Genomic DNA, 14,019 nt, shown 5'->3' with positions numbered 1-14,019 from the left:
GTCAGCGCTTGCGCTGAGCGTCGATGGCGGCGAGCACGCTGTCGAGATGGGCCTTGCCCCAGCGGCCTTCCATCGCGGTTGCCACCACCTTGGACCTGGCGGCGAAGGCGTCGCGATCGACATCCTCGACGATCTTGGAGCGGCCGGACTTGCGGATGTCCTCGAGCATCGAGGCCTCGCGCTTCTGCTGGAGATAGGTGTTCAGGGCCGAGGCGCGGGCGGCTTCGGCGAACAGGACCTCGCGATGCTCGGGCTTCAACCGGGCGAGGCTGTCCTTGTTGATGACGATCATGTTGTTCTGGAGCATGTGCTTCGTCATCGCGACATAGCCCTGCACCTCATAGAACTTGCGCGAGAAGATCGTCGGGATCGGGTTTTCCTGGCCGTCAACCGTCTTCTGCTGGAGCGCGGTGTAGACCTCGCCAAAGGGAACCGGCGTCGGAGAGGCGCCATAGGCCTTGATCATCTCGACCCAGACCGGGCTTTCCGGCACGCGGATCTTGAGGCCCTGCAGGTCCTCCGGCTTCTTCACCGCGCGGTCGAGCGTCGTCATGTTGCGCCAGCCCCAGTACCAGATGCGGCTGACCGGGACGATGCTATGCTTGTCGCGGAGCTCGTCGAAGATCGGGTCGAAGGCAGCAGAGCGAATGATCGCCTCGGCCTCGCTCCAGTCCTTCCAGAGGAAGGGCGCGCTCGGAATCTCGAGGGCGGGTACGAGCGCGGAGGCGGCCGCCATCGAGGGCGCTGAGATGTCGAGGGCGCCTTCCTTGACCTGCTTGAACAGGTCGATTTCCTTGCCGAGCTGCTCGGCCGGGAAGACCTTGATGGTGACGGCGCCGCCGGTCGATTTGTTCACGCGATCGGCGAATTCCTGGAACAGTTCGCCGGCGATCTCGGTGGTGGTGTTCGCATGGCCAAAGCGCAGGGTCTGTGCCTGGGCGGCTGTCGCGAGGAAGCTGCCTGCGATCAGGCTCGCCGCGGCAAGGCGTCGTAGAAACATCATATCCTCCCGGATGTTATGGTGGTTCTTGCACAGCTGCCTCTGACGGGCGGCCTATTTGATCAGCCTCTCATGGGAGCCCTCGAGATGCCGTCGCATCGCCTCGGCGGCAGCTTCAGGATCGCCGGTCTCGAGCGCATCGATGATGCGGAAATGCTCGGCATGGGTGATCCCGACATCCTGCTCGCGGCTGAGGTAGAGCCGTGAAATGTGCAGATGGAAGCGCAGGTCGTCATAGCTCTTCAGCGCGACCTGATTGCCCGCCGCTGTCAGGATGAGGCGGTGGAAGCGGTCATCGGCTTCGGTGAACGCGCGGTGGCTGYGATACTCGCGGGACGGCGGATCGGCCATCATGACCGCGACGGCGTCGCGCAGCGCCGTGATGACATCGGCGCCGGGGCGCCGCCTGGCGGCCTCTGCCGCGGCCCAGGGCTCGATCACGCTCCGAAAGCTGTAGACGTCCTCGTAATAGTTGCGATCGGGCAGCGCCGCGGTCGCGAAGCCGACGAAGGGGACGGCCGACACGAGCCCTTCCGCGACGAGCCGCGTCAGCGCCTCGCGGATCGGCGTCGAGCTGACGGCCAGTTCGCGCACCAGCCCATCGACATTGAGCTTTTCGCCCGGCGCATAGGCCTGATCGAGGATGCGTTCCTTGATCGCCTCATAGACCTGGTCGCCAAGGACGACCCGTTCGATCTTTCGCGCCCCGTTCAATGCCTATTATCCCGCATCTTGGATCGTGCACGATTTAGGGATGGCTTTCCTTGGAGTCAATCCAAATCGTCGACGTGCCGCGACTTCACTTGGCACTGGCCAATGAGTGGACGACCTCGATGTGCCGCAGACGAGTGCCGCACCGGCGATCGCGGCTCTTGCAGAGCAGGGGCAGGCAGCGAATAGTCGCCGTCGACCACTGCTCTGGAACTGGGGTCCATCGTGGCATTTGTTGAACAGCCGGTTGTTGCACTGTTCATTTCGCTGGCTCTTGGCCATTTGATCGGAAAGATCAGAATTGGCCCCGTTCAGATCGGCGGTGTCTGCGGCACGCTCTTCGTCGCATTGGCCCTTGGGCAGCTTGGTGTCACCATCAGCGCGGACCTGAAGAACACGGCGTTCGCGCTGTTCATCTTCGCTCTCGGATTTACGGCCGGACCGCAGTTCTTCAACAATATCCGTGGTGGCTGGCGCTACGGAATCCTGTCCTTCGTCGAGGTCGGGACGGTCCTGCTGCTGCTTACAGCGGCCATCATCTTGTTCCGCCTGGATCCCGGCACCACGTCGGGGCTCTTCGCCGGCTCGGCCACGGAATCGGCTGTGCTCGGGACGGCTTCGGATGCGATCGCCCGGCTGGCCCTGCCGGCAGCCGAAGTGGCGCGGCTGCAATCCAACATGGCGACGGCCTATAGCGTCACCTACCTCTTCGGCCTCGTGGCGATCGTCGTCTTCACGACGCAGATCGGTCCCCTGCTGCTGCGGATCGACGTGCGCGAGGAATCCGCCGCGCTTGCAAAACAACTGGGAGCCGAGGACGACGCGGGCAAGGAGAACGGCGTGCCCGAGATCGTCTCCCGCTGCTTCCATGCCGGGCCGATTGCGGGAAGCAGCGTCGGCGCCTTCGAAAACAGCGTCAATGGCGTTGTGACCATCGAACAGGTCGGCCGCGGCGAAGGTTTTACCAAGGCAACCACGGACATGGTGCTGGAGGCCGACGATGTTGTCCTCGTGCTCGGCCGCCGCCGCGCCGTCATCGCGATCAGCGAGAGATTGGGCGCCGAGGTGCCGATGCCGGCAGGCGACAACGTGCCACTCGTCGAGCGCGAGGTCGTGCTCGTCCGTAGCGAGGTGATGGGGCGCCGGATTCGGGATCTTCGTCGGCTGGCGAGCGCGGAACAGCGGCGCGGTGTCTTCATTTCGCGCATCAGGCGGCTCGGGCATATCGTTCCCGCTTTGCCGGGCACCGTTCTCGAGCAGGGCGACGTCCTGACGCTCTACGGCTCCGAGGACGCGATCACGCGGGCGGCCCCGGAGCTCGGCCACTTGCTCCCGGCGACTTCGAGTACCGACTTCGTGATGCTCGGGCTGGGAGTGGTCGCGGGTCTCCTGCTGGGAGAACTGAGCTTCAGGGTCGGCGCCCTGAACCTGACGCTGGGGACCGGCGGTGGTGCGCTCGTCTCCGGCCTGGTCTTCGGCTGGCTCCACATGCATCGCCCGCATTATGGCGCGATACCGCTGCATGCTGCAGAGTTCATGAAGGACTTCGGCCTGGCGACCTTCATCGCCGCAATCGGTCTGTCGGTCGGGCCCGATGCCTTCGCGCTGCTCAAGCAGTACGGGCTGGTGCTGCCCGTCCTGGCGATTCTCGTCTCCGCACTGCCGGCCCTGGCTTCACTCTATATCGGGCATTACCTGCTGAAGATCGAGGCTCCGATCCTGCTCGGAGCCATCGCTGGCCAGCACTGCAGCACTCCATCGATCAGCGCATTGGTCTCCCTTGCGGGCAATTCGACGCCGGTGATCGGCTACACCGTGACCTATGCGATCTCGAACGTCCTGCTGCCGCTGATGGGGCCGGTCGTGGTTGGCATGGTCGGGCTTATCGGGTGAAGGGCGTCCGCTGCGGCTGCTTCAGCGGCAGCCCGAAGGGCTCGAAGAGGCGTCGTGAGCTCGCGCTATGTCTGGGTGGGGTCGATGGCCGCACAGGGGCACGCAAGGCTGCGGTCCTGCTTCGACGACAGGTTGCATTGACAAATTGGTCACAATCACCCATATAGGGGCATCGATCTTAGGCCGAATGAATTGGCCCCCGCGCTAATGGCGCGCTAGCTGACGAACTTCCCGCTCAAAATCGAACACCGTGTGAGGCGTCGTCTCATGCGAACTAATGCCTTGCGAGAAGGAATTCGTCATGGCCACCGGCACTGTTAAATGGTTCAATTCGACTAAGGGTTTCGGCTTCATTCAGCCCGATGATGGCGGTCAGGATGCTTTCGTCCACATCAGCGCTGTCGAGCGTGCTGGTCTGCGCGAGCTCCGCGAAGGTCAGAAGATCACCTTCGAGCTCGTCCAGGACAAGCGCTCTGGCAAGATGTCCGCGGACAATCTTCGCGCCGAGTGATCTGCATGACCGTGCAAACGTAGCATTCCGAATCGAGTGGCGACCACGGATGTACTGGCGCCCCCCTTTCAGGACGATACGCAGCACGGTTGGACGAAGGGTCGGGATTACCCGGCCCTTTTTTCTTTTCTGAAAGGAGCCCGAGATGCAGGTTCTCGTTCGCGACAACAATGTCGACCAGGCGCTGCGCGTCCTGAAGAAGAAGATGCAGCGCGAAGGCGTCTTCCGCGAGATGAAGCGGCGTGCGGCGTATGAGAAGCCGTCCGAGAAGCGGGTTCGCGAGAAGGCTGACGCCATTCGGCGTGCACGCAAGCTGGCGCGCAAGCAGGCTCAGCGCGAAGGACTGATCGCAGCGCCGAAGCCCAAGGCCAAGCCTGTTCGTCCGCCGCGTCTTGCACCGGCGGCAGCCTGAGCTCAGGCCAGCCTGACGATGCCGGCGCAAGGGTCTGCTCGACGCAGTCCAGTGCGCCTGGATGCGCGCTACCGATAGGGCGCGTCGCTGTGAGTGCCGCCAACCGGGCGGCAATCGTGAAGGAGTGGACTGCCATGTCGACCAAAGGACTCTCGGCCGACGAAGCCAAGCGCCGGGCCCAGGCGAATTTGGAGAAGGCCGAGCAAAAGCGGCAGGAAGCCCAGCGTGGGCTGGATGCGCAGCGCGCCGCCCAGGTTGCCGTCACGGAAAAGACCGCGCGCTTGCGCGCGCTGCGGCTGGCGAAGGAAGCCGCAGACGCAGAGGCCGCCGCGATCGCCGAGGCTGCACGGCCCAAGACCGTAGCGTCCAAGCGCACGAAGCGGGCCTGACGGACCGGCGGCTTGCGACCCGCGCGTGCCCGGCCTGGAACGACGTTCCGCGCCCAGAGGGCAGGCCGCTAGCTGCGCCCCGGCGCCGGGTGAAAGAGCCGCCCCTTCTCGACCGCCAGAACCACCGCGAGCGCCATGAGCCCGCAGAGTGAGAAGCCGAGTGTCAGCGGCACGACGGTGCCGTTGAAATGCTGGCCGACATAGAAGCCGAGCAGTGCTCCGCCGACCGTGGTGATGAAACCCTGGACGGACGAGGCCGTACCCGCGACATGGCCAAGCGGATCCATCGCCATCGCCCCAAAATTCGGCGCCAGCAGGCCAAAGCAGAACATCGTCCCACCCTGCATGATGGCGAAGAGCCAGAGCGTTTCCTTGCCGGCAAGGGCCAGCACCGCGTGCAGGCTGGTCAGCGTGATATAGCCGAGCAATGCGCCATGCGAGACCCGGCGCATGCCGAGTCGGCCGACGATGCGCGAATTCAGCAGTGACGCGACCGCCATGCATGCGGCGATCAGGGCGAAGATGGTGGTGAACCATTCCGGCGCCCGGAAGACATCGACAAAGACCTGCTGTGCCGAGTTGATGAAGCCGAACAAGCCGCCGAGAACGAAGGTCATCGCCAGCATGTAGCCGACGCCGATGCGCGAGGTCAGCACCGTGCGGAAGGCGGAGACGATGCTGGCGAACTTGATCGGCGTACGGTCTTCCTCATGCAGCGTCTCGGGCAGGCGCATTGCGGTCCAGAGCATCACGATGGCGCCGAAGGCGGTCAGTACGCCGAATATCCAGCGCCAGGGTGCGACCCAGAGGATCGCCTGGCCGATCGAGGGCGCCAGAATCGGTACGGCCAGGAAGACGATCAGGGCCAGCGACATGACGCGGGCCATGTCGCGGCCGGAATAGCAGTCCCGTACGATCGAGACCGCGAGCACCCGCGTCGCGGCTGCTCCGACGCCCTGCAGCACGCGCGCCGCCATCATGATCTCGAAGGAGCCGGAGAAGGCAGCGAACACACTGGCGACGACATAGATGCTGAGCCCGGTCAGCAGCACGGGCCGTCGGCCGAAGCGGTCGGAAAGCGTGCCGTAGATGATCTGGGCCACACCAAAGCCGAGCAGATAGCTGGTGACGATCCACTGCCGGTCGTTCGGCTCGGCAATGCCGAGTGTCTCGCCCATTTGGGGCAGGGCCGGCAGCATGGCGTCGATCGCAAGCGCGTTCGTCGCCATCAGTGCGGCCATCATCGCCACGAAGGGATAGAAACCCATGCCGTGGCGCGGCCGGGCAATGTCGAATGTGTCGGTCATTTCTGCCTGCTGCCGGGCACAGCCCGGAACGTCCCGTCTCGCAGATGGGAGAGGCCAGCAAGATAGCCGGCCGATTCTCGCAGGATTAGGCGATGCGCCGCTGCGCAACAACCCGGCCAGAGGCCGGGTTTGGCATGCACTCAGCGTGGAACGACGCCTATTCCGCCGCCGGCTGCTGCTGCGGCATCAGCGCATTGTCGATCTCATTGGCGCGGATCGCTGCCGGGCGGGCCTGCAGTCGTTTGGCATAGGCCTCGAAGGCCGGCCGCCGCTCCATCGTGCCGAATTGCAGGCCCCAGCCGATCTGCGCGCCGAGATAGACATCGGCCGCGCTGAACCTGTCGCCGACCAGATACTCGCCCTGCGATACCGCTTTTTCCAATGTGTCCATGACATCGGCGAAGCAGCCATAGCCGACCGAGCCGGTCTTCTCCGGTGGCACCTCGACGCCAAGCATCTTGTTGGTCACCGCAGCTTCGGTCGGGCCGGCGCCAAAGAAGAGCCAGCGATAATAGGGGCCGCGCTCCTTGCTGCCCGGTGCCGGCGCCAGCCCGGCCTGGGGAAAGGCGTCCGCGAGATAGGCGCAGATCGCGGCGCATTCGGTGACGATCATGTCGCCATGCTTCAGGGCCGGCACCTTGCCCATCGGATTGAGCGCCTTGTACGCGGCCGCCTTCATCGGCGGGCCGAAGCCGACCAGCTCGGTGCGATAGGGCTGGCCGACTTCCTCCAGCATCCAGCGCACGATCCGGCCGCGTGACATCGGGTGGGTGTAGAAGACGAGTTCATCGCTCATGCTGCGTTCCTCCTGTGGAGGGCGAGACTAACCACGACGCATGACCGCGCAATGGCAGCAATCGAAACCGCGGCGGGCCTGCTGCGTTGTCTGAAGCGAAAGGATGACGTCCATGTTCGAAATCCTCGCTGGGCCCGATCATGTCGCGGCCTACCGCCTCTCCGGCACGCTGACCGTGGAGGATTATGACAGTGTGATCGCCGATATCGACGCACGGCTGACCCGGCACGAGAAGATCGGCGTTCTGGTCGATCTGACCGGCTTTCACGATATCACGCTCCGGGCGGGTGCCAGGGATCTGCGCTATGGGTTCAGCAAGCTGTCGGAACTCAGGCGCTTTCCGCGTGAGGCCCTGATCAGCGACAAGGGCTGGATCGAGACGCTGGTGGCGATCGCCAATCCGGTCATCCCCTTCGTCGAGATCCGCTGCTTCAAACCGATCGAGTACGAGGCGGCGCTGGCCTGGGCCAGCGAGATCGAGGGCGGGCTCGGGGGGTAGGTCGCAGGGGGCGGAGCGCGTTGCCGCGACACCGAACCGCGCGCCTTGCTCATAGCTGACATCGCGCGTCAGGACTGCGCGTGTGTGGCCTGTCATTCCTCCCCAGCGGTGCTATCGACATGCTCTGGTCGACGGAGGAATTCAGATGCGGCAGGACGCATTGTTCGAGCGCCTTTGGAGTGGCGCAGCGCAGATGGAGGAATGGACTGAGGCGGTCTCTGCCGGCGCTATCACTGCAGTGGCAGAGAACATCATCACCGTCCACACCACCTATTTCTGCGGCAGCGTCACCGCCATTCGGACGAGTGAGGGCCTTGTCCTGATCGATACGGCCAAGCCAGATACCGCCGCCCAGACGCTTGCGACGATCCRCAGCTGGGACGACAGCCCCATCCACACCGTGATCTATACCCACGGCCATATCGACCACACCAGCGGCATCAAGGTGATCGACGAGGAGGCCGATGCGAGAGCGAGGCCGCGGCCGAGAATCGTGGCTCATCGCAACGTCCCGCGCCGGATGGAGCGATATGAAGCCTCCCATGGCTTCAACAGCATCGTGCAGGGGCAGCAGTTCAACAAGCCGGACTATGTCTATCCGATAGGCCAGCGGCGTCCCGATGACGTCTATGACGACACGCTATCGCTTGCGATCGGTGGCGAACAGCTCGAACTCATCCACGGGCGCGGCGAGACCGACGATGCCACATTCGTCTGGCTGCCGCGGCGGCGCGTGCTGGCGAGCGGGGACTTCGTAATCTGGGTTTTCCCGAATGCAGGCAATCCGCGCAAGGTTCAGCGCTATGCAGCCGAGTGGGCTGTCGCCCTGCGCCGGATGGAGCGCCTGAAGCCGGGCATCCTGATCCCCGGACATGGCCCGGTCATTGTCGGGGAGGGCCGGGCAGCGCAGGTGTTGCGCGACGGGGCCGAAGCGCTTGAGCATCTGGTTCGCGATACCCTGGCGCTGATGAACCAGGGTGCGACGCTCGACGAGGTGCTGCGCGCGGTCAAGGTCCCGGCCGCCTATCTGGCGAAGCCCTATCTCGTGCCGAAATATGATGACCCCGAATTTCTGGTCCGGGGGATCTACCATTTCTATGCGGGTTGGTTTGACGGAAACCCCGCAAACCTGAAGCCGGCGAAGAACACTGATCTTGCGTCCGAACTGGCTCGGCTTGCGGGCGGTGCCGAGAAACTGGCCGAGCGGGCCGCGGCGCTGGCCGAGGACGGCCAGGCGCGCCTCGCCGTTCATCTTGCCGAGTTCGCGAGTTCAGCAGCGCCCGAGGATCGAGGGATCCAGGCAATCCGGGGCGCCGTGCTCCGGAAAGCCATCGATGGCGAAAGCTCGTTGATGGGCAAGGCATTCCTCGCCGTCTACGAACGCGATGCAAAAGAACGGTCGGCGGGCTGAGCAGCGCATCCAGCGGCTGTTTCCGGCCGCTGGAGATCCTCCGCGGTCGATCCCTTTTATTCGCGCCCGAGTCGGACGCCCGATTGCGCATCGAAGACGTGGACGCGGTCGGGGTCGACCGAAATCCACAGGCGCTTGGCCTCGGCAGCGACATCGCCGGTTGCGGCCTGCATCACGAAGGGCTGTCCGGCAAGCTTGCCGTGGAAGAGCTGGGTCGCGCCCAGCTCCTCGATGAACTCGACATCGAAGGGCAGGGCCCCGGCCTGGCCCTCGGACGCGATCTCGATATCCTCTGGCCTCAGGCCCACCTCGACCTTCGTTCCCGATGCGAGGTTCTGCTTGAGGTCACGCGCTTCGAGGAGCGCGTCGCCGAGCGCAACGATGCCGGGTCCGTCGATGGCTGCCGGCAGCAGGTTCATCGGCGGCGAGCCGATGAAGGTCGCGACGAAGCGGCTTGCGGGTTTGCGGTAGACCTCGGCCGGAACGCCGATCTGCTCGACCTGGCCGCCATTCATCACAACGAGCTTGTCGGAGAGCGTCATCGCCTCGACCTGATCGTGCGTGACATAGATCGCGGTGACGCCGAGCGCCCGCTGCAGCTTCTTGATCTCGACGCGCATTTGCACGCGCAGTTTCGCGTCGAGATTGGAGAGCGGCTCGTCGAACAGGAAGACCTGGGGCTTGCGCACGATGGCGCGGCCCATGGCGACGCGCTGGCGCTGGCCGCCCGAGAGCTGGCGCGGCCGGCGCTCCAGCAGGCCTTCGATCGCGAGGATGCGGGCTGCTTCCTTGACCCGCTTCTCGATCTCGTCCTTCGGCGTCCCGCGGTTGCGCAGGCCATAGGCCATGTTGTCGTAGACGCTCATATGCGGATAGAGCGCGTAATTCTGGAACACCATGGCGATGTCCCGGTCCGCCGGTTCGATCTGGTTGACGACCCTGCCGCTGATCGAGACTTCGCCGGACGAGATCGTCTCCAGGCCTGCCACCATCCGCAGCAAAGTGGACTTGCCGCAGCCGGAGGGGCCGACCAGCACGCAGAAGCCGCCATCGGGAATGTCGAAAGAGACGCCCTTCACGGCCTCGACGCCGCCGGCATAGACCTTCTTGACGCTGGAAAGAGTAACCTGGGCCATTGGGTTCCTTGGTCAGTCGGTAACGGATAATCGGCGATCGGCTCAGCGGGCCGGGCTGCCGGTACGCAATGTCACTTCTCGGTTTCCACCAGGCCCTTCACGAAGAGCCGCTGCATGGCGATGACGACGAAGACGGGCGGCAGCATCGCCAGCATCGCGGTTGCCATGGCGAGCTGCCATTCGGTGAGCGCATCGGCCGTGGTGATCATCTTGCGGATGCCGATGACGATGGTCTGCATCGAATCCTTGGTGGTGACCAGCAGCGGCCAGAGATACTGGTTCCAGCCATAGATGAACTGGATGACGAAGAGCGCCGCGATCGTGGTGAGCGAGAGCGGGACCACCGTATCCTTGAAGAACTTGAACGGACCGGCGCCATCGATCTTCGAGGCCTCGAGCAGTTCGTCGGGGATCGTCATGAAGAACTGCCGGAACAGCAATGTGCCGGTCGCCGAGGCGATCAGCGGCACGGCGAGGCCCTGGTAGGTATCGAGCATGCCGAGATCGGAGACGACCTTGAAGGTCGGGAAGATGCGGACTTCGACCGGCAGCATCAGGGTGACGAAGATGATCCAGAATGCCGCCATCCGAAACGGGAAGCGATAATAGACGACCGCGTAGGCAGAGAGCACGGAGATGAAGATCTTGCCGAACGCGATGGCCAGCGCCATCACGAAGGAGTTGAACATCATCACGGCCACCGGCTCGCGGGTCGAGCCCGAGGTCCCGACGAAGAGGATGCGGTAGTAGTTCTCGAAGAAATGCGGGCCAGGATAGAGCGGCAGCTGGCCGTTGATGATGGTCGCAGCATCCCAGGTCGAGGCGACGAAGGTCAGCCAGACCGGAAAGGCGACGATCAGCACGCCGATCGTCAGGATGATATAGGCGACGATGTCGCCGAAGCGGCGGTTCTCGACCATCAGTGCCAGGCCTCCCCGTCGCGCAGCAAGGCCGCGAGCGCCTCGGCGCAGGCGTTAAGGAATTCCTCGCCCTTCTTCGGCGTCGCGCGCCGCGCATCGCCGATCACGCCGGTCTCTGTCATCTCACGGAAGGGGCGGTAGCGCGCGACGGTCGGGCGCATCAGGCCACGCGGATCGGCGCCGAGCATGCCGAAGGCCTGCCCCAGCCGCTCCTGCTTCACCGTTTCCGGCGCCAGCACCATCATCATCGAGGTCTCGATCTCGCAGGCATGCATCACGCTGGTCTGATCCTGCATGAAGGGCAGCATCGCAGTCTGCGCCAGCTCGAAATAGGTGGTCGCGATGATGCGCAGGCCGGTCTCGCGCGCGAAATCCGGCAGGAATGCACCGAGCGCGGCGATATTGCCGCCATGGCCATTGACGATCACGACCCGGCGGAAACCATGCCGCTCGATGCTCCTGAGCAGCGAAAGCAGCACGGACCGATAGGTCGGGATGTCGAAGGTGAAGGTGCCGCCGAAGGCCATGTGATGCTCGGCCATGCCGCACCAGAGCGTCGGGGCGACCACGACATCGGCCTCGTCCAGGCGCTCGGCCGCGGCCTTGYAGACGCCCTCGCACAGGATGGTGTCGACGCCGACCGGCAGGTGCGGCCCGTGCTGTTCCATCGAGGCCACGGGCAGGACGACGATCGCATCCTTCGCCGCCTTGTGACGCAGATCCTCGGCCGTCAGTTCCTTCCAGAGCACCGAGGCCATCAGTAATTCACCTTGCGCTCGATGAAGCGGAACTGCACCGCCGTCATGGCGATGACCATCACGAGCAGGATGACCGATTGTGCCGCCGAGCCACCAAGATTGGAGCCGCCCTTGCCGTCGGAATAGACCTTGTAGACCAGCGTCTCGGTCGCGCCCGCAGGCCCGCCGCCAGTGACCGTGTCGATGATGCCGAAGGTGTCGAAGAAGACATAGACGATGTTGACGACGAGCAGGAAGAACGTCGTCGGCGAGAGCAGCGGGAAGATGATGGTCCAGAAGCGGCGCATCGGCCGCGCGCCGTCGATCACCGCCGCCTCGATCACGCTCTTGGGGATCGATTGCAGCCCGGCGAGGAAGAACAGGAAATTATAGCTGATCTGCTTCCAGGTCGCGGCGAGGATGACCAGCGTCATGGCGTCATTGCCGTTGAGCCGGGGATTCCAGGCGATGCCGAGGTTCTGCAGTCCACGCGCGAGCATGCCGAGCGAGGGATCGAACATGAAGATCCAGAGCACGCCGGCAATGGCGGGAGCCACGGCATAGGGCCAGATCAGCAGGGTCTTGTAGATCTCCGCGCCGCGGATCTGGCGGTCGGCCATGACGGCAAAGAGCAGCGCGATCGAGAGCGAGAACACGCAGACAAAGGTCGAGAAGATCGCGGTGTTGCGCAGCGCCTTGAAGTAACCCGGATCGGAAAAGAGGCTCTGGTAGTTTTCGAACCAGACGAACTGGGTCGACGTCCCGAAGGCGTCTTCCAGCAGGAAGGACTGCCAGACCGCCTGGCTTGCGGGCCAATAGAAGAACACGACCGTGATCGCGAGCTGCGGCAGGAGCAGCAGGAGCGGGATCGTCAGGCTCCGGAAATAGGCGTTCTTCTGCATGCAGCCCGTGAAGCAAGAGAAAAGCCGGGGCGGAATGCCCCGGCTCTGGATCGTAGCCGGTTCAGCGCGAGGCGGTCCGTTCGAACTGACGCAGTGCCTGATTGCCACGCTCGACGGCGGCGTCAAGCGCAGCCTTCGGTGTCTTCTGGCCGTTCAGCGCCGCTTCGAGCTCTTCCGACCAGATGTCGCGGATCTGGACCAGGCCGCCGAAGCGCAGGCCGCGCGAATTCTCGGTCGGCTCCTTGTTGTTGAGTTCCAGCAGCGGCGTCTCGAGATAGGGCTTGTCCTTGTAGAAGCCCGAGTCCTTGACCTTGGCATAGGCGGCCTTGGTGATCGGCAGATAACCGGACTCGGTGTGCAGCTTCACCTGGCGGTCGACATCGGACAGGAAGGTGAAGAACTTGGCGACGCCCTTGTATTCGTCAGCCTTCTTGCCGCCCATCACCCACAGCGAAGCGCCGCCGATGATCGAGTTCTGCGGTGCCCCGGCCGCTTCCGGATAGTACGGCATCGCGGCGTTGGCCCAGTCGAACTTGGCGTTGGCCTTGACGTTGCCGAAGAAGCCCGAGGAGGTCAGCATGATCGGGCATTCGCCCGAGGTGAAGCGGCCTTCACCGTTATTGGTGCGRCCGGAGTAATCGTACGTCTTGTCCTTCTGCAGCTCGACTAGGTTGGTCCAGTGCTTCAGGAAGAGCGGGCTGTTGAAGTTCAGGACCGTGTCGAAGCCATCGAGACCATTCGCCTTGGTCGCGATCGGGATGTTGTGCCAGGCACCGAACTGCTCGATATTCGCCCAGGTCGCCCAGGCATTGGTGAAGCCGCACTTGTCATATCCGGCAGCCTTCAGCTTCTTCCCGGCCTCGAAGACTTCTGGCCAGGTCTTCGGCGGGGCGTCGGGGTTCAGGCCCGCCTTCTTGAAGGCGTCCTTGTTGTACCACATCACCATGCTCGACGAGTTGAACGGCATGGAGAGCATGTCGCCCTTAGCGGTCGAGTAGTAGCCGGTGATCGCCGGCAAATAAGCCTTGGGATCGAAAGGCTCGCCGGCTTCCTTCATCAGTTCGTGCACGGGCTTCACCGCGCCCTTGGCCGACATCATCGTGCCGGTGCCGACTTCGAAGACCTGCAGGATGTGCGGCGCGGTCCCGGCGCGGAAGGCGGCGACGCCGGCATTCAGCGTGTCGGGATAGGAGCCCTTATAGGCCGGAACGACCTTGTATTCCTTCTGGGAGGCGTTGAATTCCTCGGCCAGCTTTACGACAACGTCGTTATTGGCGCCGGTCAGCGCATGCCACCACTGGATCTCTGTCTGCGCGACGGCCGGAGCCGCACCGGCCAGCGTCAACACCGCGGCCGAAATCATCAAGCGCGATCTGGATGTCATCTATCTCTCCC

At 64.0% G+C, this 14,019-nt stretch carries 15 protein-coding genes; 6 read left to right on the top strand and 9 right to left on the bottom strand.

Translation table 11 applies throughout. The features are described 5' to 3' along the window. Window position 1: 1 nt before the first annotated feature. Complete coding sequence (locus AC1DW9_RS12365) at window positions 2–1,000, bottom strand: TRAP transporter substrate-binding protein (protein ID WP_476776757.1); 999 nt, start codon at window positions 998–1,000, stop codon at window positions 2–4. Window positions 1,001–1,054: 54 nt separating this feature from the next. Next, on the bottom strand, window positions 1,055–1,714 hold the full coding sequence (locus AC1DW9_RS12360; protein WP_476855104.1) for a GntR family transcriptional regulator: 660 nt from the start codon (window positions 1,712–1,714) through the stop codon (window positions 1,055–1,057). 222 nt (window positions 1,715–1,936) lie between these two features. Between AC1DW9_RS12360 and aspT the strand changes: the two genes are divergently transcribed. The 4 genes from aspT (at window position 1,937) to AC1DW9_RS12340 (ending at window position 4,916) form a co-directional block, all read left to right on the top strand. Further along, window positions 1,937–3,604: an aspartate-alanine antiporter gene (aspT, locus tag AC1DW9_RS12355; protein ID WP_441490473.1), complete on the top strand. Its 1,668-nt coding sequence runs from the start codon at window positions 1,937–1,939 to the stop codon at window positions 3,602–3,604. Between the two features lie 301 nt (window positions 3,605–3,905). Further along, window positions 3,906–4,115, top strand: a complete 210-nt coding sequence (locus AC1DW9_RS12350) for a cold-shock protein (protein WP_043234255.1) — start codon at window positions 3,906–3,908, stop codon at window positions 4,113–4,115. A gap of 145 nt (window positions 4,116–4,260) precedes the next feature. Continuing rightward, complete coding sequence (gene rpsU / locus AC1DW9_RS12345; RefSeq protein ID WP_441490472.1) at window positions 4,261–4,527, top strand: 30S ribosomal protein S21; 267 nt, start codon at window positions 4,261–4,263, stop codon at window positions 4,525–4,527. 134 nt (window positions 4,528–4,661) lie between these two features. Continuing rightward, complete coding sequence (locus AC1DW9_RS12340) at window positions 4,662–4,916, top strand: hypothetical protein (protein WP_052513594.1); 255 nt, start codon at window positions 4,662–4,664, stop codon at window positions 4,914–4,916. Between the two features lie 68 nt (window positions 4,917–4,984). Here AC1DW9_RS12340 and AC1DW9_RS12335 read toward each other — a convergent pair whose 3' ends face one another. Continuing rightward, window positions 4,985–6,223 carry a multidrug effflux MFS transporter gene (locus AC1DW9_RS12335; RefSeq protein ID WP_476776756.1) on the bottom strand — a complete coding sequence of 413 codons (1,239 nt, stop codon included), beginning with the start codon at window positions 6,221–6,223 and terminating at the stop codon, window positions 4,985–4,987. Window positions 6,224–6,380: 157 nt separating this feature from the next. After that, window positions 6,381–7,019 (bottom strand): glutathione S-transferase family protein, encoded by a 639-nt coding sequence (locus AC1DW9_RS12330; protein WP_441490470.1) that lies wholly within the window; start codon window positions 7,017–7,019, stop codon window positions 6,381–6,383. A gap of 112 nt (window positions 7,020–7,131) precedes the next feature. Here AC1DW9_RS12330 and AC1DW9_RS12325 point away from each other — a divergent pair, with 112 nt between their 5' ends. Both AC1DW9_RS12325 and AC1DW9_RS12320 read left to right on the top strand, forming a co-directional pair. Then, on the top strand, window positions 7,132–7,518 hold the full coding sequence (locus AC1DW9_RS12325; RefSeq protein ID WP_476776755.1) for a SpoIIAA family protein: 387 nt from the start codon (window positions 7,132–7,134) through the stop codon (window positions 7,516–7,518). Between the two features lie 145 nt (window positions 7,519–7,663). Continuing rightward, window positions 7,664–8,929, top strand: coding sequence for an alkyl sulfatase dimerization domain-containing protein (locus tag AC1DW9_RS12320; protein ID WP_476855103.1), 1,266 nt, complete (start codon window positions 7,664–7,666; stop codon window positions 8,927–8,929). Between the two features lie 56 nt (window positions 8,930–8,985). Here the strand turns inward: AC1DW9_RS12320 and AC1DW9_RS12315 are convergent, their stop codons facing one another. The 5 genes from AC1DW9_RS12315 to ugpB form a co-directional block, all read right to left on the bottom strand. After that, window positions 8,986–10,065 (bottom strand): sn-glycerol-3-phosphate import ATP-binding protein UgpC, encoded by a 1,080-nt coding sequence (locus AC1DW9_RS12315; protein ID WP_441490467.1) that lies wholly within the window; start codon window positions 10,063–10,065, stop codon window positions 8,986–8,988. 71 nt (window positions 10,066–10,136) lie between these two features. Beyond that, the gene (gene ugpE / locus AC1DW9_RS12310) at window positions 10,137–10,985 is read right to left on the bottom strand and encodes a sn-glycerol-3-phosphate ABC transporter permease UgpE (RefSeq protein WP_441490466.1); all 849 of its coding nucleotides are present in this window, start codon (window positions 10,983–10,985) and stop codon (window positions 10,137–10,139) included. Next, window positions 10,985–11,743 carry a creatininase family protein gene (locus tag AC1DW9_RS12305; protein ID WP_476855102.1) on the bottom strand — a complete coding sequence of 253 codons (759 nt, stop codon included), beginning with the start codon at window positions 11,741–11,743 and terminating at the stop codon, window positions 10,985–10,987. Before AC1DW9_RS12305 ends, ugpE begins: the two co-directional genes overlap by 1 nt. Then, on the bottom strand, window positions 11,743–12,624 hold the full coding sequence (ugpA, locus tag AC1DW9_RS12300) for a sn-glycerol-3-phosphate ABC transporter permease UgpA (protein ID WP_441490465.1): 882 nt from the start codon (window positions 12,622–12,624) through the stop codon (window positions 11,743–11,745). Before ugpA ends, AC1DW9_RS12305 begins: the two co-directional genes overlap by 1 nt. A 61-nt stretch (window positions 12,625–12,685) precedes the next feature. After that, the gene (gene ugpB, locus AC1DW9_RS12295; RefSeq protein WP_441490506.1) at window positions 12,686–13,987 is read right to left on the bottom strand and encodes a sn-glycerol-3-phosphate ABC transporter substrate-binding protein UgpB; all 1,302 of its coding nucleotides are present in this window, start codon (window positions 13,985–13,987) and stop codon (window positions 12,686–12,688) included. Window positions 13,988–14,019: the final 32 nt, after the last annotated feature.

The sequence above is a fragment of the Allobosea sp. P4_E12 genome, from assembly GCF_056401655.1.
This window is presented reverse-complemented; position numbering and strand designations above follow the sequence as displayed.